Here is a 22,991-nt window from a genome sequence, read left to right as displayed (position 1 = left end):
TCCTTAGTAGCTTTTGGGACAGCGGGGACGGTTCTCCATGTCCCATTCCCATCACTGTGCCACTATCCTTCTAATAAAATGTCTACTCTTTTTAGCATCTCCCTAATAGGTAAATTATAAGGACATTTTTCCTCACAACTTCCACATTCTATACAATCCTTTGCCCTAAATTCCATAGAATGATACCTATCCAATGCCCATCCCTGTAAATTATATCTTTTATAATATCCTTCCATTAAGAATTGTGAAGGTATGTCTATTCCTTGGGGGCAAGGCATACAATAGCCACATCTTCTACAAAACTCTGTTCCCAATTCTTTTGCCTCTTGAAATAATAAAGCCTTTTCTTCTTCGTTTAAAGGTATAATTTTTTCACCAATTTTAGCATTTTCTATTACTTGTTCTACACTGTCCATACCAGGTATAGCTACTGTAACATTAGGATTATTTGTAATAAATCTCAAAGATAAGTCCGCATTTTGAATTGCCCCTCCTGCTAATGGCTTCATAACTATTACTCCTATTCCCAATTTATTGGCCTTTCTAAACACTTCTTCTGCCTGTCTCTCCACTGGATTATACGGACATTGTATTGTAGCAAACTCTCCTGTATCCATAGCCTTATCCAGTACTTCTGGCATATGGCTAGTTATTCCTATTTCTTTTATTATTCCTTTGGATTTAGCTTCTTTTAGAGCTTTCAAACCACCCCCATGACCCATTACAAAATCTAACTCTTCTAAAGACTTAATATTATGAAATTGAAAAAGATCAATATAATCTGTATTTAAGTTTTTTAGACTAATATTTAGCTCTTCTAATATCCCATCGCAATCCCTTTTACCAGATTTGGTAGCTAATATAAAATTTTCTCTACCATGCTCCTTTAATCCACAACCTATTAATGATTCGCTAACAGTATAACCCCTAGCCGTATCTATAAAATTAATGCCAGCTTCTTTAACAGCTCCAATTATTTTTATAGCTTCTTCTCTACTTACCCTTTGAATAGGAATGCCTCCAAATCCTATTATTGATACTAATAAATTAGTTTTCCCTAATCTTCTCTTTTCCATGGCTGACCTCCCTATATTATTGATTTCTTCTACAAAATCCCTGATCCAAAAACGATTAAATCATAATCTTTTAAATCCTTTGGAGTTATTTTAGACACTTTATCCATATAAGCATTTATCACTCCATATTATAAATACCTTAAATATCTTTCCGGATTGTTTAAAAAATCTCTTGTCAAATTTACATGCTCCAAATCATTATAATTCACTTCTCTAATTGGGGATTCATCAAAAGATATAATCGTTGCTTCTGGTATAGCCATTAGTATTGGAGAATGGGTAGCTATAATAAATTGGGCATTTTCTTTTACCATTCCCTTTATCATAGATATTAGAGCAAGTTGTTTCATAGGGGATAAAGGAGTCTCAGGTTCATCTAATATGTATAATCCATTGGAGACAAACCTGGATTTAAATAGTTCTAAAAAGCTTTCACCATGAGATTTTGTATCTAGACCTTCCCCGTACTTTGCTTTCAATTCATATAATGAATTATTGTATGGCATTTTTGCCAAATTCTTTGCATAATCAGACCTATTATCATACCTATCCTCTATTTCCATTAATTCTTCTTCCAAATCATTCCTTAGATTTGCTATTTTATTAGTATAAGATATAAAGTCCTCAGCTCTTAAAAAAAAGCCCCTTCGCGTTTTAATATGCCAAGTTAGCTTTAAATTTCTAGACAACCGTCGAGCTGCTTCCATAGAACTATCATAATCAACAGCATCGGCGCCAATAGTTATAGAGCCAACCCCTGCTGCAATCCCCTCTAATAAAGTAGACTTGCCTGTCCCATTCTCTCCGACAAAAATTGTCACAGGGGTTTTGAATTCCAAAATGTCTAAGTTGTCAAATAACTGAATATTAAAAGGATATTTATTTAGATTCTTTGGTTTTACATATCTTAGAGACTTTAGGTACATCATCACTCAACCTTTCTAAAGCTTAATTGTATACAACTTCATAAAATTTAGGGCCGATTATTTACACCATCTATTTTCTCCTTTATTTTATTGCCCAATATATAGTTATTCAACATTATACCTTAAAATCCTTTAATCCATTGACAATAGTTATAAATTATGAAAAAATATTTACAATGAATAAGCATTTGGTGATAATATTGAGTATACCTAAATATCTAAAAAACAAAATTGAATCCATACCTGAAAAACCTGGAATATATAAGATGATAGATTCCCAGGGAAATATCATATATATTGGTAAAAGCAAATGTCTAAAAAAAAGAGTAAAATCATACTTCTATACTAATCATGATTTCAATAAAATAAATCAACTGGTTTTTAATATCCATGATATTGATTTTATAGTAACAGATACCCATTTAGAAGCACAACTATTGGAGTGTAAATTGATTAAAAAGTATAGACCTATCTATAATAGTCAGTATAAAAATGATAAAAAATATGTGTACTTAAAAATAGAAGACTATAATAGATTTAATTCTCTATCCCTTACTATTGAAAAGGAAAACGAATATAGCTTTGGTCCTTATAGAAGTAAAAACATCCTTTTAAATTTAATTGAACTACTAAAAAAACTATATCCTATAAAAAAACATTTGAATTCATATAAGTTTGCTTATAATCCTTTGCCATCAGCTATGGAAAAAGATGACTTTGAGAAAAATAGGCAATGTTTAATAGAGATATTTTCCCAGGAAGAATGTATGAAAAATTTTATGTCAACAATAGAGACTAATATGAAAGAAGCTTCCTCATCGTTGCACTTTGAGAGAGCTTCTTATTATAGAGATACTTTATCATCAATAGAGTATCTATACAACCTTAACAAGATCCATTCCCCCAAAAATGATAGGATTTTAATGGGAGAAAAATTAGACGACGGTTATAAACTTTTTTACATATTAGATGGAAATTTGATTTTAAAAAAGAAATTCCCTAGGATTACCGTTAAAAATATTGAAGATTTTCTGTCTCAAGCTAAAGCATTGGAAAGCCATGACAATTTTCATATAGATGAAAAAAGCAATTTGGATTTTAGGGCAATTGTTAGTAGAGAGCTGCAGGTAAACCTCTCAAAGACTATTCAAATTACAGAGGAAAATACCGATTTAGAGCTCTTTATAAATCACCTTCTATCTTAAGTTTCATACTTTGCCCCAAAATCCTAGTAAATCTTCTACTATGCACTTTCTTCCTCATTATAATATTGGGCTTGGGAATGCCACAGTTCATAGTATTTTCCCTCTTCATCTTTCAGTAATTCCTCATGAGTACCCTTCTGGACTATCCTTCCTTCATGGAATACCCCTATCTCATCACAGAATCTACAAGAAGAAAGTCTATGGGATATATAAAAGGCTGTTTTGGTACCTACTATTGCATTAAACTTCGAATATATCTCAAACTCAGCTATAGGATCTAAAGCTGCTGTAGGTTCATCTAATATAATAATAGGTGCATCTCGATACAATGCCCTAGCTAAAGCTATCTTTTGAGCCTCTCCTCCAGAAATCTCCACTCCATCTTCATCAAAATCCTTATATAAAGGAGTATATACACCTTTTGGCATGGTCTCTAATCTCTCCTCAAAACCTGCCTTTTCTAGAACATCTACTACTTCTTCCTCTTCATAATCCACCGCTGCTGCTACATTTTGCCCTAGGGAAAAGGAAAATAGCTTGAAATCCTGAAACACTATGGAAAATAGATTCATATATTCTTCATAATCATATTTTTTAATATCTATTCCATTTAGAAGTATCTCCCCTTCATCGGGATCATATAATCTACATAGAAGTTTAATAAAGGTAGTCTTTCCTGAACCATTCATACCTACTATAGCCAAGCGCTCTCCAATATTTAGCTTAATAGAAACATCTTTTAGCACGTATTCATCTGTATCTGGGTATTTAAAGGATACATTTCTAAACTCTATTTCATACTCATCATCATCTCTTTTTTCCACAGGTAAGGTCCCTTTGTACTTTTCCCCTTCTATATTTAGGAAATCTATATACAATTGAAGATATTGATTGTTGTTTATAATATTGTTTATAGAAGTTAAAATCTCTGTACTGCCAGATATGAATTGTGTTATACTTCCTGTATACTGGACTATACTCCCTATGGATATACTTCCTACTATAGCCTTTAGCCCAACAAATATATATACTAAACCTCCAATTGATGAGGATATCAAGGCACTTATTCCTCCATATTTGGCATTTGTGTCCTCCATACCTTTTAGCGTTTTATTTGATCCTGCAATAAAGGATTTTATTTCTTTATCATATATATGCTTTTGATCATATAATCTTATTTCCTTTCCCGCATTGTAGTCTAAAACTTGATCGTAATAAAAACCATAAATCCTATTTAAATCCATTACTCCACTGAAATATTTAAAAATCTTTTTATCTTCTAAGGTCTTTAAATATAAATTAAAAATAGTTCCTGCTAAAATCAATATCAAAAATCCATAAGAAAATAATTTGCTATTAATAAAATATAGATTTCCCTCTGCTACCATATTAGGTTTAAATAATTCTATAACTAATACCATAGAAGTGATAACCGTTGCTAAACCTTTTGCAAATGCCCCTAAATGATTTAAAAGATTAATAATTCCCCCACCATTGAAGTTTTCCGCTTCAGCTATCTTGGTACGAAGCTTATGGGTCTCTGGATTTTCCACATGCTCATAATCCATATTTATTATCTTTTCATTCATCTTCATATCCTGATTTTGCATCATTATACTTCTAAGCATAGTCCTTAAATGATCCAAACCGGTGGATATTAAGTGAACTATTAAATTCAGCCCAATGGTCAATCCTACTAAAAATATGAGTCTATCTATATCTTTTACTCCTAGCAATTCATCAATAATCCTTGCAGTCATATATATATTTATGAAAGGGGCTAGGGATTTAAAAAGGGAATCAAATATAGTCACAGTCAATACCCAAGGCTGCAATTCATGAATTTCCTTTAGACCAGTATTCAATGTTTTAATATTTTCCCTAAATCTATTTTTCTGCATACTTTTCACCACCTATATCATCCTTATAATAATGGGATTGCATATCGTATATCTCCCTATATTTTCCACCCTTCTCCATAAGGGTGTAATGATCCCCTTCTTCCACTATCCTCCCATCTTCCATAAATACTATCCTGTCACAAAATCTAGTAGAGGATAACCTATGGGATATGAATATACTAGTATGGTCTTGGGTCAATTCATTGTATCTTTGATATATTTCATTTTCTGCTATAGGGTCCAATGCTGCTGTTGGTTCATCTAGTATGATAATAGGTCCATCCCTATATAATGCTCTAGCTAGCATTAGCTTTTGAGTCTCCCCTCCTGATAGCTCTATAGCCTCACTATATACGGATTTAACTAATAAAGTCTTTTTGCCATTAGGTAGAGAGCGAATTTTAGGCATAAGTCCTGACATGTTTAGGACGCTATCCATCTTTTCATCATCTATTTCCTCCTCTAGCTGTAAGGCAATATTCTTTTCTATAGATACAGGCAGTAGATAGGTGTCTTGAAATACTATGGAAAATAAACTATAGTATTCATCCCTATTATAAAGGCTAGATTTCTTGCCATTTATATATATTTCCCCTTTGGTAGGTGTATATAGTCCACATATAAGCTTTACTAGGGTGGTCTTTCCTGCTCCATTAGGTCCTACTAAAGCTAGTTTTTCTCCCTTTTTAATATGAAAATTTATATCTTTAATAGTGTAATCCTCAGCTCCAGGATATTTATAGTAGAGATTTTTAAGTTCTATATCGCAAGGTAATTCATAGGATTTTGGTAGAGCTATTCCCTTATCCCTATTCATATTGTCCTCCATCTCAAGAAACTCTCTTAAATCGTTGGTATCAAGGGCAATAGCGTTTAGTTCATTTATATTTTTTACAATTCCTGATAGCCATGTAGAAAGGCCAGCTACTGCACCAAAGTATAATACAAAATCTCCTACAGGCATATCCCTATATAGGACTGAGTATATAAGAAATCCATAGGTCATTCCATCCCTTATAAGTAATAGTATTCCATCTATAATATTGGAAAAGTATCTTCGATATACATTCTTCTTTTGAAAATATATTCTCTCCTTTAGAAGCTTACGGTACATTCCTTGAAACCAAGAGGACATATTGTAAAGTCTAATATCCTTTGCCGATTTGAAATCCCCAGTTTTATTTCTTATATACCTAAGCTTCCTTTCTATAGGAGATAGATTATCCTTATTTTTATATTCATAATTATTCACATATTTCCCCATAAAATAATTTATAATTGTTGATAAAATAATGAATCCAACTATTACAGGATGAATCGTAAATATTATCCCAGAATATAATATAAACCCTAATATATTGGAGAAAAACTCTACACTAATATTTGTTACAGCTTCAGTAGCTGCAGAGTTTTGATTTGTGGCCATATTTGCTTTCATTACCTTATCTTGCCCTTCTGCCCCATCTATATTTTCAAAATCTGTATCCATTTGCTTATACATAAGTAATCTTACATATTTCATCCTATGATAAATTTTTTTAGCAACTGTAGCTGATGATGAAGCCTCTAGTATGATTTTTAATATGATTATGGCTAAAATAGGTATGCCGATGTTTATCATCAATTGGGAAATGGATACACCTTCTACAATGGAATCTATCAATACTTTAGGCAAATATATTCCTAATAGAGGGATAATTACTATAGCAGGAATTTGTATTGCAGATAATAAGAACAATGGTTTATCCCATTTCCAAATGTTTTTTAATAGATAAAGAATGTTCGCCCAAGTGGAATATTTAGGTTTTTCTTTCTTCATGTTTACATCTACCATTTATATCACCTCAATAATATAATAGCAGCAAATGCTATTTTTTATATAAAAATAGCACCAATGGTATCTTTTACGACACCAATGGTGCTGTAGTTATGCAAAAAGATCCGTCCCTGGTGCATTAATTTTATTTATATCTTTAGTCATTCCATTCCCTCCAACAGGTATGTTTTTTTAGCTGATACCATGTTTCAATAAAATATTTAAATGTTGATGATTTCTAATTAAAAAAGTTTGGTACTCTAAATTCTTTAGCAATTTCCTTTAAACCTTCTCTAATTTCTTCCCTAGAAAAATTATTTTCTTCTAAAAAGCCGTCCTCAAAATTATTTAATCTTTCGTAAAAATCTAAAGCTAATTCCATATACCTTTTATCGTCAGTTTGTAAATTTTCAAATAACAGATTTTCAGCCTCGTTTATTTTCCCTTGTTCCAATAGAATAATTAACTCCTCATGAATATAATCAGTTTTTGTATACTCTTCTACGATTGGCAATTCATAAGTTACCACATCCTTGTTCAAAAACGTCCTGGCCAAAAATCTTACTAAATCTTTTATCTTACGCATTATATAATCTTGTTCAAACATAGTGCATATCTCCAATCTTTCCTAAATTAGTTTTGTTAAATTGTACAAGTTTATTCTATTATATTTAATGCCAAAAACCTAATTTTGATTATTCTTCAAATGTTTAGTATAGACTTTAAGATATTAAACATTTGAAGAAGTGACGCAATATACGCCACTTCCTCTAATGTTAAAATTGAATAACTTCATCCAGCTGAGCTAATTTATCTTTACTAAACTGATGGGAAATAATGATTACAGTTCTATCTGTTATAGACAATAATTCAGATTCAATAGATATAGCATTTTCTTCATCCAAATTAGCTAGTGGTTCATCCAAAATTAATATAGGCGTCTCTCTCAGTAGAGATCTGGCTAAAGTTACACGTCTCCGTTCCCCACCTGAAATATTAGTCCCACCTTCATGTATTATCATATCTAGACTTTCGGGGTTTGCGTACTGATCTAATCCTACCTTAGATAATTTTGTCAGCACTTTATCGTCGGGTATATTCTGATACATAGTTATATTGTTTCGTAGAGTATCTTTAAACAGCATGGCATCTTGCCTCATAATAGTAATCAGTTCATTTAAATTGCTAATTTCTTTTACTGGAACATTGTTTATTTTTACTGTTCCTTCATTTGGCTCATAGTAATTTAATAATAGATTCATGCTAGTGGTCTTTCCAGCCCCACTAGATCCTTGTAGCAAGCATTGATTACCTTTTTCCAATTCCAAATTAAAATGTTTGAGAATAGGCTTTTGCTCTTTATAAGCAAAGGAAACATTGTCAAATTCTATTATTTGAAAATCTTTGCTATCTATTTTTATAGACCCATGCTTTTTTGATTTCGTTTGAATAAAATCCAATATGCCTTCATTAACTGGCCCTACAGAAACAAAATCCTGTATCAATTGAGACAAAGATATGATGGGATAAGATAGTTGATCAATCATACCCACAGCAACAAAAAAGTTTCCAGCTGAAAAATCTCCTTTCAATACCAAATATGCAGCAAATGTTAAGATAACAAAGTGAGAAAAATAGGATAGTATAGCAGAAATAGTTCGTGTTAAATAACTCATCTGCTTCCTTCTAAGATTCCTATCCATAGTAGCAACATTGGACTTAAAAAACTTTTCCCCTATAATATTTTCAATAGAGTAGTTTTTAATAATCTCAAATCCTCGAAGCCAATCTGTTATTAATTTCAAGTGACTTTCAAATTGATTAATAAATTCTTCTTGTGCTTGTTGTAATTTCTTTTCAACAAGTTTGGGGACATATAAAGGTGTGGTCAGCAACACAAGAGTAATAATTGCTATCCGATAGTCCAATATAAACAAGAAAACACTCACCATGATAATCTTAATTAAAATCTCTGTCAATAATGGAATCGTTGCAAAATAGTGACTTTCAATCAAATCCATTTCACTGGTGTATTGAGCAATGTATTTTCCTTGTTCTTGGCTTAAAAAATCTGGATAGGTTCTATTCAATATGCTTTCAAAATAATCCAGTCGAACTTCCTTTATACAATCAACAGTAAATCTTCCCCTGCTCCTATCATATAGGTAAAAAAAACCTAATTCCAGAATGATAAATATCCCCAAATATATACCATACCTTAGAGTGTTATCCGTATTTTGGGATAAAGCATAGTCCAGTACATCTCCCTTTAAAAACTGTATCCTTACTGCAAAAATAGCTGCCAATGTAGAACACACAAAGGCAAAAATTAGAGATTTCCAATTCTTTTTGATATATTTTTTCATTTTAATCCTCCTAATAGTTATTTATATTAGAATAACAATAGAAGGATCTGAATTTTCCCTCTATTGTCTAGAAGGATTTTCTCAATCTAACCACATTAACCACCTCGTTTTTGCTCTGTTATCATACTATATAATTATATTTTCCATATCATCGTCCTTTCTTAAAATATTATAGATGAATATAAAAAATTCGTCCCTAATGCATTAAATAGTGAAACAGCGAGAACCGTCCCTGCTGTCCCAATGTCCTACTGTTCCACTAAATAGGTAATGTTACTTCCGTTGCAAACACCCCCTCTTCCGATTGCCTATTAATAAATCCATCATATTTATTTACTATACTGTCTACCCTTTTTAAACCAAAGCCATGATTTTCTCCTATTTTAGTAGATATATACTCTAGACCAGATTTTTTCGCTTCCCCCTTCATGGAGTTGGTTATAGAAATATATAATTGCCCCTTCATCTCCCTTATGTATACCCTTATAAACCTATCCTTTGGATTTTCAATTTCCATAGCTGCTTCCATAGCATTGTCCATTAGATTCCCAATGGTGATACATAGATCTATGTCTGCTACCTGTAGCTTTTCAGGCACCGTGGCCTTTGCATTTATATTTATATCTTGGCTCATAGCTAGGGATAATTTGCTATTTAAAATTGCATCTACCATCACATTTCCCGTTTTTAATACTCTATCTATATCAGTTAAATCCCTGTCTAAATCATTTAGATAACTATCCATTTCTTCATATTTTTCCAATTCCAAATAGGCTTTCATCAACTGTATATGATTATGATAATCGTGTTTCCAGCCTCGCATCTCCTTATATATATTTTCAACTTCATTGTAATGTTTGGTCATAAGGTCGCCTTGGTAATTGGCAATACGATTATCCACAAGTTTATATAGTATGTATCTAATGATGAAAAATAGGGAAACGCCTAAAACTATAACAATCCCAATGATACTAAATACCTTTCCCTTGTCCATCCATTTCACCTCTACAATATATTATGGTGCAAAAAGATCCGTCCCTGGTGCACTATAGTATCTTATAAATGCCTTATTCGTATTGGCATACTGTCTTCTGCTTACAGGGATTGTTTCACCCTTGTCCAACTTCAGCTCATCTTTTCCTATTTTATTTATATGTTTTAGGTTGACAATATAGGATCTATGACATCGTACAAAGCTATTTTCATCTAATTCCTTCTCTATAGCGCCAATATTCTTTCGAATAAAATATTTATCATCTGTGGTATTTATCTCTACATTGTGTCCAAAGGATTCAATATATAGTATATCATCCTGTACTATGCGATGAATCCCTCCTTGTTCCTCTATAAGAATTATCTTTTCTTCCTTGGGTGTTTTTTGTAAAGCCCTGTCTAGGCATTCATATAACTTATTCTCGTCTATAGGTTTGATTAAATAATTAATAGCTTCTACATCGTAGCCTTCTCCAATATAATCGGGAATAGCGGTGATGAATATTATATTTATTAAATTATCTTCCTTTCTTATTTTTTTAGCTAATTCAACTCCATTTATGCCAGGCATTTCGATATCCAATAATAATACATCATATCTCTTGTCTACACTCCAACTAAATTCAAAGCTCTCTCCATTATAAAAAGCTTCTGTTATAGTCTTTATATCCCTTTTATCAGCCCAATTCTCCACATACTTTTTTAAAAGCTCTACTTGCATCTTTTCATCATCTACTATGGCTATATTGATTGTATTAGGCATATTTTTCACCTCTATAATTTATACCTTAATACGATATATATTCTATACTTATGATCAAAATCCTTCTTATTCAAAAATAATAAAAGCAGCCACTTCACACAACAAGGTGTGAAATAGCTGCTCTTCCTATTCTTATTCCAAATAGGAATCTATTTCCGTATTTTCATTGATGGCCTTTCTTAACTTGCCCATGTCTTTTATATCTCCAAATAATATTCCCCCGGTAATTTTACCATCAGTTGTAAATATTTTGTGATGTATGGTCCCATCACCATTTTTATATTCATGAACCTTATCAAATCTATCTATATCTCCCATTGAAAATATCTTTATATCATCTAATCGCAATGTGGTAAATGGTCTAGCCTCAGTGTATTCTTTATATTTGCCTGCCATATTGCTACCTGCAATTTTACCTTGTTCATTACTAGATGTCCAAAGACCTATTATTTTACCATCTACCTCTACAACATCTCCTGCAGCATAAACATTGTCAATATTTGTCCTAAGGGTATTGTCTACTATTATTCCTCTATTAAATTTAATTGGCGTATCCCTTACTAAATCGATATTGGGAACTATACCTGTAGAAAATAGTATTTCATCTGCTTTTATCTCCTTCCCATTATCCAATCTAATACCATTTGCTTTAGATTCGCCTAAAATCTCTTCCGTATTGGAATCTAAGTAAATATTAATACCTTTTTCAATCAATTTTCCCTCCAACTCTCTGCTAATATCCTCATCTATTTGTTTAGTCATTAGATAGGGACTTCGTGCAATTAAAGTTATGTTCTTCTCTAAAGTATTTAAGTACCAAGCAGCCTCTAAAGATAATAGCCCTCCTCCTATAATAGCTATATCCTCGCATCTGTCAAAGTATGTTTGAATATACTTTACATCATCAATGGTTCTTAAGGCTAATACTCCCTGTTTATACTTGCCTTTAATTGGCGGTATAAAGGGTCTGCTTCCCGTTGCTAATAATAATTTTTCATATTTTATTTTACTGCCATCATCTAATCTAACTTGGTTTTCTTCTACATTCAAATCTTCAACAATTTTACTTACCAATACATTTATGTTTTTTTCTTTGTACCAATCTTCATCATTTACTAAAAGCTCTTCACTCTCAAAATCTTTACTTAAAGATTCCGTTAATTTAACTCGATAATAGGTTAAATAGGGTTCACTAGTAACCATCGTTATACTGCCTTCAGTATCTAATTTCCTTATTTCTCTTGCTGCAGATAGTCCAGCAATTCCATTTCCAATTATTAAATATTTTACCTTATCCATTATGTCACTCCTTTATGTAAATTACTGTGTTCTTATTATGGATTGTTAAATGTTTCACTAGATATATGTTACTATATCTATAGTTTATCACAATTTTCTTTGAAAATCTGGATATAGTAGTATCCTTATATTAATATACCACAATATTGAAAACCAAAATTGTGATAGGTTTTAAACTTTTAGGGTATAAAATATGTGAGCAAAACTTTTCTATTAAGAAAAGGTGGTGAATATATGAGTGATCTATTATCTAAGAAATGTATCCCTTGTAGTGTAGGTGCACCTACTTTAGATGAAGAAGAGATTAAAGAACTACTCCCCTCTTTAAAGGAAGGCTGGCAAGTCATAGATAACCAATATATAGTGAAGACCTACAAGTTTAAAGATTTCAAAGAAGGATTAGATTTCGTCAATAGAATAGGTCAATTAGCAGAAGATGAAGGTCATCATCCTGATATATATCTATCTTGGGGAAAGGTTGTTATAAAACTTTGGACCCACAAGATCCAAGGGCTTCATGAAAATGACTTTATATTAGCTGCTAAAATAGATGAATTGATTAATATTTGATACTCCCCCTCATGAAAAAAAGGCATCTAGCCAAATGTTTGGTTAGATGCCTTTTAATTTATATATCCGCTAGGATTATGTTGTTTTTCTCTAAGGATCTTTTTACATCTATTATTCTCTGATTTTCTGAACCTTTAAATTTTAATAGCAAATTTCTTTTATCTATATTAAATGGTCCATCTATTAAAATATCCGTTGCACGTAATAATTGTTCCCAGCTATGGTTTATCTCCATCTCTTTGATTATCTCATCGAAGGTGTATCCGGTATAGGTAACTACATTTAATCCCAGTTTTTGTACTTTATTTGCTAAATTAGCACAAGCTTTTGCCTGAACAAAGGGGTCGCCTCCGCTCAATGTTATACCATCTAATAGGGGGTTTTTCTTAATCATTTCCATTATTTCATCGATTTCCATATAATAACCTCCGCTAAAGGAATGAGTTTCTGGATTATGGCAACCTATACAGTTATGAACACAGCCCTGGGTAAATATTACTAATCTAATTCCCGGACCATCTACTATGGATTCCTTTATTATCCCTGCAATTTTGATTTGTTCCTCCATATAGCCACCCCTTATCTATAGGAACAGGAAAAATGTTTGACTCTATCTCTTTCTTCTGCCCTTTTTGCATCATTAAATCTATCTAAAGTTCCCACCAAATAACCAGTGATCCTCCTTATCCTTTGGAATTTAATATCTCCTTCTTCCCTACCACATTTAGGACAGGTATTCCCTATTATTCCCGTATAGCCACATACCGGGTCCCTATCTACAGGATGGTTTATAGAACCATATCCAACACCTGCTTCCTTCATTGCCCTAACCACTTTTTCAAAAGCGTCTAGATTTTGTGTTGGATCTCCATCTAATTCGATATAAGTAATATGTCCAGCATTGGTAAACTCATGGTAAGGAGCTTCAATATTTATTTTTTCAAAGGCTGTAATTTCATAATAAACAGGTACATGGAAACTATTGGTATAGTATTCTCTATTCGTAACCCCATCGATTTCTCCAAATATCTCTCTGTCCATCTTTACAAATCTACCAGCAGTTCCTTCAGCTGGAGTAGCAAGTAAAGTGAAATTCATATTAAACTGTCTACTAGTCTCATCCATTCTGTCCCTCATATGGCTGATAATTTCTAAACCTAATTTTTGTGACTCTGTACTTTCTCCGTGATGGGCTCCTGTTAAAGCCTTTAAACACTCTGCTAATCCAATAAACCCAATGGATAAAGTTCCATGTTTTAGTATTTCCCTTATCTCATCGTTTCTATCTAGTTTGTCAGAATCGATCCATATGCCCTGCCCCATTAAAAATGGGAAATTGTGTACCTTTTTACTCGCCTGTATTTCAAACCTTTCTAGTAATTGTTCTATTATTAAATCTATGGTCCTGTCCAATTCTTCATAAAAGCCCTTTATATCTCCTCTATGTTTTAAACCCAATCTAGGTAAATTAATGGTAGTAAAGCTTAAGTTTCCCCTGCCATTTACTATTTCCCTTGATGGATCATAGACATTTCCAATAACCCTAGTTCTGCAACCCATGTAGGCAATTTCCGTCTCTGGATGCCCTTCCTTATAGTATTTAATATTATAAGGTGCATCTATAAAGGAAAAGTTAGGGAACAATCTCTTAGCACTTACCCTACAGGCCAATCTAAATAGATCATAATTAGGATCTCCTAGTTCGTAATTAACTCCTTCCTTTACCTTGAATATCTGTATTGGAAATATAGGGGTCTCGCCATTTCCTAATCCAGCTTCCGTAGATAGAAGTAAATTTTTCATAACCATCCTTCCCTCAGGAGAAGTGTCTGTACCGTAGTTAATAGAACTAAAGGGTATCTGGGCTCCTGCCCTGGAATGCATGGTGTTTAAATTATGAATCAACGCCTCCATAGCTTGATATGTTCTTCTATCCGTATCCTTGTACGCATTCCTTTTAGCAAAGCTCTGTATCCTCTCAACTATTTCATCATCATTTAGCAGTTCCTTTAAGTATTCTGCTTCCTTTTGTTCATATTCCCCACTATCATTTAATGTAGGCACTAAATCATATTCTTTTTCCAATACATTAAATATATTGTTTACATTATCCTTTAGATCCACATCTTCAATCAATAGTTCAATACTCTTGAGCAAATTTTGCCTGTAGGCTTTTATATAGGTCTTTCTTACCCCTAAGGCCATTCCATAGTCAAAGTTAGGTATACTTTGGCCACCATGTTGATCGTTTTGATTAGATTGGATTGCAATACAGGCTAAAGCTGAATAGGATTGGATGTCCTTAGGTTCCCTTAGATACCCATGGCCTGTATTAAATCCACCTTTAAACAATTCCACAATATCTATTTGACAACAGGTAGTAGTCAAGGTCAAAAAATCCAAATCATGAATATGTATATCCCCATTTTTGTGGGCTTTAGAATGGGCAGGATTTAATACGAACAGATCATAAAATTGCTTGGCTCCTTCTGAACCATATTTAAGCATGGTACCCATGGCTGTGTTTCCATCTATATTTGCATTTTCCCTTTTGATATCTACATCTTCCGCTTCCTTAAAGGTCAAATCTTCGTATACTCTCATTAACCTTGTGTCCATCTCTCTAATTCTAGTTCTCTCGGCCCTGTATAGTATATATTCCTTAGCAGTTTTAGCATGTCCATTTTCTATGAGGATCTTCTCCACCATATCCTGAATGTCTTCAACATCAGGGATTTGGTCTTTATACTTTTCATTTAATAGAAGGGCTACTTCCTCAGCTAATCTTAAGGCTGTGTCATAGTCATGACCACCTGCCGCTTGAGCCGCCTTAAATATTGCATTTGCAATTTTTTCTATATTAAAAGGCACTTCTCTTCCATCTCTTTTTCTGATTTTAGTAATCATTTTGTTCCCCCCAAATTTTAGATATGTTACAATATATTGTATCTATATATTACCAAAGCTCTATATGTTGTGTCAATAGTTCGCCATAATGATCTGATATTATTTTTTGAACCTTAGGCTCTTTGACTTATCTTATAATATAGTGTATATTCATTTTCAGAAATACTTTTATTAGACAACATTTAGTATTATATTAGATATTTATTTTAAAATCAATCGATAAGGAGGGCTATTTTGAAAGCTGTAATATTTGATATGGATGGTGTGATAATAGATAGCGAACCTTTGCATATAAAATTGGAAATGGAGTTACTTGAAGAATTAGGGGGTAAGATTACCAAAGAAGAACATAGTGCTTTTGTAGGCACTACCGATTATCACATGTGGAGTACTTTAAAGAATAGATTTCATATTGAAGAACCCTTGGAGGAAATCATCGATATGAAGAGGAGACGGTTCATTGAAAATATCCATTTAGTTTGCCTAGTAGATAATTTTGAACAATTTGTTAACATCCTGTATGGTGAAGGGTATAGGATGGGATTGGCCTCATCAAACAATAGGAAGATTGTCGATATAGTAATGGATAGATTTAAATTAGACAAATACTTAGAAGTATCCATAAGTGGCGAAGATGTAAGTCAGGGAAAGCCTCACCCAGAGATATTTTTAAAAGCTGCAAAAAAGATGAATGTTGAACCCTCTAGTTGTTTAGTAATAGAAGATGCTGAAAATGGAGTTATCGCAGCCAAAGCTGCTGGAATGAAATGTATAGGCCTGAAAAGTCCATATGCAATTGGGCAGGACTTGTCTCAAGCTGATCTGATAGTTTCAAACTTCAATGAGTTATACTTGGATAAAATAAAGGGATTGTTTGATTGATTTCTTATAAATATTACAATTATATTACAAATAACTATCTTTTTTGGTGCCTGGCACCAAAAAAGATAGTTATTATTAGTCGTTTAGGTTTATGTGGCAATAGCCTCCTGGGTTTTTCTTTAAGTATTTTTGATGATGTTCTTCGGCGTCATAAAATACCTTCAACTGCTCCACTTCTGTAACTATTGGTTTTTCATATTTTTTCTTTTGTTCATCAAAGGTATTCATTATAATAGGTAAATCTTCTTCATCCATATAGTAGATTCCCGTTCTATACTGGCTGCCGATGTCAGGACCTTGTCTATTTAGTAAAGTTGGATCGATTATATTCCAAAATCTATTTAATAGATCCTCTAAAGATATGATGTTTTCATCAAACTGGATATAACAGGCTTCAGCATGGCCAGTAGTGTTGGTACATACTTCTTCGTAGGTAGGGTTTTCCACGATACCATTGGCATAGCCTACTTTAGTAGCCACTACTCCATCTATTCTTGACATATATTCTTCTACTCCCCAAAAGCAACCTCCTGCTAGTACTATTTCCTTCATATTCCCACCTCCTCTAATATCGATTATTTTAATGACCCAAATTTAGAAAAGGGGTATAGGCGAAATACTGCCTTACCTAAAACATCCTCTTCATCTACCAGTCCAATCCTTCCATCTCGGCTATCCAAGCTATTGCCTCTATTATCTCCCATGATAAATATCTTTCCCTTAGGAATTTTTTCTATAATTAAATCCCCAAAAGTTTTATTACCGTTAATATAATTTTCCCTTAGCTCTTCCCCATTTAAAAACACCTTTCCATCTTTTATTATCAAGCTATCTCCTTCTGTAGCTATGACCCTCTTTATTACCTTCTTTGTCTTACCTATTTTCCACTTACTTATAGGATCTAAGCCTTCAAGATCTGCTGGTGTAATCTCTAAGTCCGTTTTTGCTATAATAATATCTCCCCTATCAATACTTTTTTTGCTATTAAAAGTAATCAAAAAATCATCTTCAACTAAGGTTGGATTCATAGAACTACCATGAACCCTAGTGCCACCTACAAAGGAGGTAATGATAAATCCTAATAGTAAAGCTGTTCCTATGGCTTTTATCCATTCAATAATCTCCTTTTTCATAATTTTTCCTCCTTCAATATAATATTTATTATATAGTATCATAATTGAATAATTTTTACATTGGAATTGTTTAAATAGAGTTTTAAAATTCTTTTGTTCTTCTTCACTATATTCACACCCTTAATAAACATTTATATGGATAAAAGTTTCATAAACCAAGGAATCAAAAATACCGATAGGATTCCAGCTACTGTTATAGCTAGAGAACTTAATGCTCCTTCTGTCTCCCCTATTTCCATAGCCTTAGCCGTTCCTAGAGCATGGGATGCAGTGCCGAGGGCTAAGCCTTTGGATATCTTATCCTTTATATTAAACCAATTAAATATATATTCAGCCATAAAATATCCGATATTACCAGTTACCACAGTAAAGGCTACTGCCAATGGAGGAATACCACCAATTTGATCTGCTACTTCCATGGAGATAGCTGCCGTTGTGGATTTAGGAAATAGGGATATCATTACAGTAGAGTCAATTTTAAATAACTTGCTCATTATATATATGGAAAATAGACCTGCCAAGCTTCCTAAGGCAATACCAATAAGTACGGAAAACCATCTACCCTTTAATAGTTTTATATTTTTATAAAGGGGAACTGCCAATACCACCGTAGCAGGAGCTATGAAAAAGCTAATTATACTTCCACCCTTATTATATACTTCATAATCTATATCAAAATATAATAAAAAACTTATTATGATGATATAAGAGACTATTAAAGGATTTAATAGGGCCTTCCCTGTCTTTTTGTTTATATATACGCCAATTAGAAATGCCAATATGGATATGGTTACTCCAAATAGAGGGGTGTCTAAATACATAGTCATGTTTTTAAGCTCCTTTCCTAGATTTGTTTGCTGTGTATTTATTCAATATTTGTATAGTCAATCCAGTTACTATCATAACTACCATAGTAGAAATAAATAGTATGATTAACAATGGAATCCATATATCCTCTATCTTGTCCAACACAGTTATAATCCCTATACCTGCTGGCACAAAAAACAAAATTAAATGTTCTAATAATATTTTAGTTATTTTTTCTACTCTTTCCACCTTGATTATCCTTGCCATAAGTAAAATCAGTAAAATCACCATGCCTAGCACCGTTCCAGGTATAGGTATGTCAGCTTTTTGCTGAATAATCTGTCCCCAAAAAAGAATAATCAATATTAAACTAAATTGTTTCAAAGTTTCCACTATATCACCTCAAAAACTTATAGTATATATTTTCTTCTCTATTATTATATAGGTTTTTTATCTAATATGGATAATAAATATAAAAGAGAATTGCCTAAGCAACTCTCTCCTATGATTACACTAAAATGGCGCAAAACTTTGGTCCGCCCACCATTCATCTTTGTATATATTGTACTGTTCTGTAAATTGCTCTAAATGTACCTTTTCCCATTTTATTAATAGATCGTATAGTTTTTTGGCATCTTCAATTCGAGTCTTGGACTTAGCCTCTTCGTAGAATTGAACAGATGCTTTTTCCATCTGTATTCCAATGCTAAACACGGACATGGCTAGGCTAGTGTATTCCTTATCTACCTTTTCCCAATTGTAAATATCTGGAGAAGGGGGAGCTGCATCAAAGGCTAATTTTATATCGTCACCTTCATCCTTCTTTATCTTGTTAAATAAGGTCTCTAAAAACTCTACATGTTTTAGCTCTTCATTGGCCAGTTCCATAAAGGCATCTTTGCTATCTTCTGTTCCAGCTTGATTAGCTGCCATCCGATAAAATTCATAGCCCTCTACCTCATTTAGTATAGCCTGACTAATGATATCCAGTTCTTCTTGCAACAATCCACTCATCCTTTCGTCTAAATATTCTATATAGTTCTCTTTTACCCTTTTATGCCCTTATTTAACTATTTTATCTTGATTAGTACATAATAATCTATATTGTTAAATATAGTATCCTTCATTTGATTTCGCCTTTCTCCATCTATGCTGTTTATAATAAATTTGACCTTCACCTTATCATTTTCATCTACAAATGTCATATTATCCTGGTCTATTAAATTATTACCTTTTAGATCCATATCCTTAACCTTTTCTAAAACATCTAGTCCATATTCCTTTAAATCCTTTTTATATATTACATTGCCCTTTTCCTCTATTTTAAAATTTAAATCGACTCTATTGAAGTAAACTGCAATATCATCATTGGATTCTATTTTTCCCATTATGCCATAGCCTTCCAATAGATAGTCATATCCTTTTACTTCAAGGGTTTTGCCCCTTGATTCAGAAAAATAGTAAAAATGGCTGTATTCATTCAAGCTCTTCTCCATATAAGGAAAACCAAATACGGATTCCATATTGCTGATTTTAAAATCCTGTGGAAGATATTTTACATCTTTTAGGGAATGGTTATCATTAAAATATTTTAGTATCATTCCCACTTCCAATTTATCGTCCATTGAAATATCGTCTGTGGGCTTAACTAGCCCACCTTCCCCTATCATATTGTTTTTTTCTATAAGGGATTTAAGCCTCCTGTTTTGACTTCTCTTAGATACATCAAAACCACTTAAGGGACCAAATACTGAGTTCAAAGCGATTATTGATAGAGAAATAGGTATGACCATATTGTTCAGCTTCTTTTTGAATATAAAATATATCATAATTCCTATAACCCATAGTCCAAGAACTAAGGCAAAGTATCTATTTTCCGTAATGCCATATTGCTTAATCCTAATACCCATGGATATAAACATCATAATCAGTATAGGGATAATAAGCTTTGGAAACCAGGACCTAAACCTATTAGCCAATTTATTCTCTTTCAATATAGGAGTGATAAAAAATATAACTGCCACACTTAAAACTGAGTACCATAATACCAAATGAGAAACCAATCCTCTAGGCCAATCTTTAGTTATGATTATCTTTCCAAAATAGATATATAGGATTATAGAGTATATGGTAATTAGTGGTATGACTATATACAACAAAAGTACCTTTAAGGATTTAGGGTATTCATATCCTTCAAATTCCTGATCAATTTTGGGAACTCGAGCTAGGAATAAAGATGGAGCAAAAACCCCTGCCACTACTAGAAAGGTATAATAATAGTATTTTCCTGGTATATTTACATCAAATAGTTGATCTACAGTAAAAAATATAGCCGAAACCCCTAGGTATAAAACTAACGAGTATATTATTGTAAGGAAAAAACTAGAAAACACCTTAATAATATAGAATTCAAAACCCTCATCCCTACCTAACCAAGGTATATAACTAAATGCTAAGTATAAAAAAAGGGATACCCCTGTATATCTTACCGTACTTACCATGCTAAAATCCTTCAATAAAAAATAATAATATAATATTAATATGAAGCCTCCAAATATATACATTGATATTCCATGGATTTTATTAAACCTTTGATTTTTCTCATAAACTAGTTTGATGCACAAAGACAATGGTATACCTAATGCGATTATCATATTAATCCTTTGAAAAACAATTCTTGAATCCTGGGTTAAATATGATCCTCTTTCAAGTAATATAATCAACATAATGACTAAAGCTGTAGATATTCCAATAGTTATAGGAAATCTCTTAAAACTATTTTTGATACTCTTTAATATATTTTTGGTTCGATGAGTAAAGTTCACCCTCCCATCTCCTTTCATGATAATAACATTCTTCCCTTATATTATACCCTAGTTCACTAAGTACAGTTATTTATATTTTACATAATCTAATTCAAATTTTGAATATATTTTTGTCAAATGGGGTTACTATTATTGTATATCTTAAAAGAAAAAAGTTAGGAGGAGTTTGATCATGTCAAGATTCACATTACCAAGGGATATATATTTTGGAGAAGGAGCATTAGAGGAGTTAAAAAATCTCAAAGGCCATAGGAAGGCTATTGTACTTTCTGGAGGCTCATCAATGGAACGATTTGGTTTTTTGGATAGGGTTCACGATATATTAAAAAAAACGGGATTGGAAGTAAGTTTTATTAAAGGTATCGAACCTGATCCTTCAGTAGAAACTGTAATGAAAGGCGCAGAAACTATGAGAGAATTTGAACCTGATGTTATAGTAGCTATAGGTGGAGGTTCAACTATAGATGCTGGTAAAGCCATGTGGATATTCTATGAGCATCCAGAATTATCTTTTGATGATGTTAAGGATCCATTTACCATACCAAAGCTTAGACAAAAAGCCATCTTTGTTGCTATTCCATCGACTAGCGGTACTGCCACAGAGGTAACGGCCTTTTCGGTAATTACCGATTACTCACAAAAAATAAAATACCCTCTAGCGGATTTTGAAATAACACCGGATATAGCCATTTTAGATAGTGATATCCCTCAGACTATGACACCTAAATTAGTTGCCTATACGGGGATGGATGCCTTAACCCATGCCATAGAAGCTTATGTTGCATCTAATAGATCTAAATTTTCCGATCCATTGGCTAAGGAGGCAATTTCCATGATATACGATAATATCGTAGCTTCATATAATGGGGATACAGAAGCAAGGGGAGAGATGCATATTGCCCAATGTTTAGCCGGAATGGCCTTTAGTAATGCTCTTTTAGGAATTACTCACAGTCTAGCCCACAAAATAGGTGCCCAATACCATATACCCCACGGTTGTTGTAATGCTGTGCTATTGCCCTATGTAATTCAATTTAATTCAAAAACCTCATCAAAAGATTTTGCAGAATTATCTAGAATGTTAGGATTATCGGGAAATACCGAAAAACAATTGACCAATTCCTTAGTAAAATCTGTTCAAGTATTAAATGCTCAATTAAATATTGCATCCACATTAAAAGAATATGGAGTTGAAGAAGAACAGTTTACTTCTACAGTAGACTATATAGCTAAAAATGCAGTATTGGATCCATGTACGGCTTCAAATCCCAGGGAAACTTCCGTAGATGAAATGAAGAAGATATTAGAATGTGCCTATGAAGGAAAACCAGTAACCTTTTAAAGAATCTTCTATATTGTACAGTGCATATTTCAAAAAGTTCCTTCTACCCATATACTAACGAAGGAACTTTTTTGTTAAATACTATGTCAATAGTCAATGAAAATGTCACATAAGAACATAGAAATTTATTCAGTGAAAATGTCACTTTTAATGATAAAAAAAATATATAACCGCATTTAT

At 32.6% G+C, this 22,991-nt stretch carries 21 protein-coding genes; 4 read left to right on the top strand and 17 right to left on the bottom strand.

Annotated features, from left to right (window positions below; genetic code table 11):
- Window positions 1-62 precede the first annotated feature (62 nt).
- Together C3E88_RS04000 and C3E88_RS03995 are read right to left on the bottom strand one after the other, a co-directional pair.
- Window positions 63-1,076 carry an aldo/keto reductase gene (locus C3E88_RS04000; protein ID WP_236908872.1) on the bottom strand — a complete coding sequence of 338 codons (1,014 nt, stop codon included), beginning with the start codon at window positions 1,074-1,076 and terminating at the stop codon, window positions 63-65.
- Between the two features lie 128 nt (window positions 1,077-1,204).
- Window positions 1,205-2,005, bottom strand: a complete 801-nt coding sequence (locus C3E88_RS03995; RefSeq protein ID WP_236908871.1) for an AAA family ATPase — start codon at window positions 2,003-2,005, stop codon at window positions 1,205-1,207.
- Between the two features lie 173 nt (window positions 2,006-2,178).
- Here C3E88_RS03995 and C3E88_RS03990 point away from each other — a divergent pair, with 173 nt between their 5' ends.
- Window positions 2,179-3,207 (top strand): UvrB/UvrC motif-containing protein, encoded by a 1,029-nt coding sequence (locus C3E88_RS03990; protein WP_236908870.1) that lies wholly within the window; start codon window positions 2,179-2,181, stop codon window positions 3,205-3,207.
- A gap of 38 nt (window positions 3,208-3,245) precedes the next feature.
- Here the strand turns inward: C3E88_RS03990 and C3E88_RS03985 are convergent, their stop codons facing one another.
- The 7 genes from C3E88_RS03985 to C3E88_RS03955 all read right to left on the bottom strand — a co-directional run bounded on the left by C3E88_RS03985 (window position 3,246) and on the right by C3E88_RS03955 (window position 12,345).
- On the bottom strand, window positions 3,246-5,108 hold the full coding sequence (locus C3E88_RS03985) for an ABC transporter ATP-binding protein (protein ID WP_236908869.1): 1,863 nt from the start codon (window positions 5,106-5,108) through the stop codon (window positions 3,246-3,248).
- Window positions 5,095-6,942 (bottom strand): ABC transporter ATP-binding protein, encoded by a 1,848-nt coding sequence (locus C3E88_RS03980; protein WP_236908868.1) that lies wholly within the window; start codon window positions 6,940-6,942, stop codon window positions 5,095-5,097. Before C3E88_RS03980 ends, C3E88_RS03985 begins: the two co-directional genes overlap by 14 nt.
- Window positions 6,943-7,162: 220 nt before the next feature.
- A complete protein-coding gene (locus C3E88_RS03975; RefSeq protein WP_236908867.1) occupies window positions 7,163-7,531 on the bottom strand; it encodes a DUF6483 family protein in 369 nt (122 codons plus the stop codon).
- 169 nt (window positions 7,532-7,700) lie between these two features.
- Window positions 7,701-9,290 carry an ABC transporter ATP-binding protein gene (locus C3E88_RS03970; RefSeq protein WP_236908866.1) on the bottom strand — a complete coding sequence of 530 codons (1,590 nt, stop codon included), beginning with the start codon at window positions 9,288-9,290 and terminating at the stop codon, window positions 7,701-7,703.
- A 259-nt stretch (window positions 9,291-9,549) separates the two neighbouring features.
- Window positions 9,550-10,284 (bottom strand): sensor histidine kinase, encoded by a 735-nt coding sequence (locus tag C3E88_RS03965; RefSeq protein ID WP_236908865.1) that lies wholly within the window; start codon window positions 10,282-10,284, stop codon window positions 9,550-9,552.
- Between the two features lie 21 nt (window positions 10,285-10,305).
- Window positions 10,306-11,046, bottom strand: a complete 741-nt coding sequence (locus C3E88_RS03960) for a LytR/AlgR family response regulator transcription factor (protein WP_236908864.1) — start codon at window positions 11,044-11,046, stop codon at window positions 10,306-10,308.
- 132 nt (window positions 11,047-11,178) lie between these two features.
- A complete protein-coding gene (locus tag C3E88_RS03955; RefSeq protein ID WP_236908863.1) occupies window positions 11,179-12,345 on the bottom strand; it encodes an NAD(P)/FAD-dependent oxidoreductase in 1,167 nt (388 codons plus the stop codon).
- A gap of 234 nt (window positions 12,346-12,579) precedes the next feature.
- On the opposite strand from C3E88_RS03955, the gene C3E88_RS03950 reads away from it, so the two are divergent.
- Window positions 12,580-12,915: a 4a-hydroxytetrahydrobiopterin dehydratase gene (locus C3E88_RS03950; RefSeq protein ID WP_236908862.1), complete on the top strand. Its 336-nt coding sequence runs from the start codon at window positions 12,580-12,582 to the stop codon at window positions 12,913-12,915.
- 58 nt (window positions 12,916-12,973) lie between these two features.
- On the opposite strand, the gene nrdG is transcribed toward C3E88_RS03950, so the two are convergent.
- A complete protein-coding gene (gene nrdG, locus C3E88_RS03945; protein ID WP_236908861.1) occupies window positions 12,974-13,483 on the bottom strand; it encodes an anaerobic ribonucleoside-triphosphate reductase activating protein in 510 nt (169 codons plus the stop codon).
- 11 nt (window positions 13,484-13,494) lie between these two features.
- Complete coding sequence (locus C3E88_RS03940) at window positions 13,495-15,822, bottom strand: anaerobic ribonucleoside triphosphate reductase (RefSeq protein WP_236908860.1); 2,328 nt, start codon at window positions 15,820-15,822, stop codon at window positions 13,495-13,497.
- Between the two features lie 234 nt (window positions 15,823-16,056).
- Here C3E88_RS03940 and C3E88_RS03935 point away from each other — a divergent pair, with 234 nt between their 5' ends.
- Window positions 16,057-16,704 carry an HAD family hydrolase gene (locus C3E88_RS03935; RefSeq protein WP_236908859.1) on the top strand — a complete coding sequence of 216 codons (648 nt, stop codon included), beginning with the start codon at window positions 16,057-16,059 and terminating at the stop codon, window positions 16,702-16,704.
- 75 nt (window positions 16,705-16,779) lie between these two features.
- Here the strand turns inward: C3E88_RS03935 and msrA are convergent, their stop codons facing one another.
- From msrA to C3E88_RS03905, 6 genes are all read right to left on the bottom strand, one after another.
- Window positions 16,780-17,256: a peptide-methionine (S)-S-oxide reductase MsrA gene (gene msrA, locus C3E88_RS03930; RefSeq protein ID WP_236908858.1), complete on the bottom strand. Its 477-nt coding sequence runs from the start codon at window positions 17,254-17,256 to the stop codon at window positions 16,780-16,782.
- 23 nt (window positions 17,257-17,279) lie between these two features.
- The gene (gene lepB, locus C3E88_RS03925) at window positions 17,280-17,837 is read right to left on the bottom strand and encodes a signal peptidase I (protein WP_236908857.1); all 558 of its coding nucleotides are present in this window, start codon (window positions 17,835-17,837) and stop codon (window positions 17,280-17,282) included.
- A gap of 131 nt (window positions 17,838-17,968) precedes the next feature.
- Window positions 17,969-18,664: an LrgB family protein gene (locus C3E88_RS03920; protein WP_236908856.1), complete on the bottom strand. Its 696-nt coding sequence runs from the start codon at window positions 18,662-18,664 to the stop codon at window positions 17,969-17,971.
- 4 nt (window positions 18,665-18,668) lie between these two features.
- Window positions 18,669-19,037 (bottom strand): CidA/LrgA family protein, encoded by a 369-nt coding sequence (locus tag C3E88_RS03915; protein WP_236908855.1) that lies wholly within the window; start codon window positions 19,035-19,037, stop codon window positions 18,669-18,671.
- Between the two features lie 120 nt (window positions 19,038-19,157).
- The gene (locus C3E88_RS03910) at window positions 19,158-19,658 is read right to left on the bottom strand and encodes a ferritin-like domain-containing protein (protein ID WP_236908854.1); all 501 of its coding nucleotides are present in this window, start codon (window positions 19,656-19,658) and stop codon (window positions 19,158-19,160) included.
- Window positions 19,659-19,714: 56 nt separating this feature from the next.
- Window positions 19,715-21,469: a DUF4153 domain-containing protein gene (locus C3E88_RS03905; protein WP_236908853.1), complete on the bottom strand. Its 1,755-nt coding sequence runs from the start codon at window positions 21,467-21,469 to the stop codon at window positions 19,715-19,717.
- Window positions 21,470-21,641: 172 nt separating this feature from the next.
- On the opposite strand from C3E88_RS03905, the gene C3E88_RS03900 reads away from it, so the two are divergent.
- Entirely contained in the window at window positions 21,642-22,811 is a 1,170-nt protein-coding gene (locus tag C3E88_RS03900) for an iron-containing alcohol dehydrogenase (protein WP_236908852.1), read from the top strand.
- Window positions 22,812-22,991: the final 180 nt, after the last annotated feature.

It is taken from the genome of Clostridium sp. Cult3, from assembly GCF_021655115.1.
Classification (GTDB): Bacteria; Bacillota; Clostridia; order Tissierellales; family Tepidimicrobiaceae; genus PPXY01.
The sequence above is the reverse complement of the archived record's forward strand: the minus strand, read 5'-3'. Positions and strand labels throughout refer to the sequence as shown.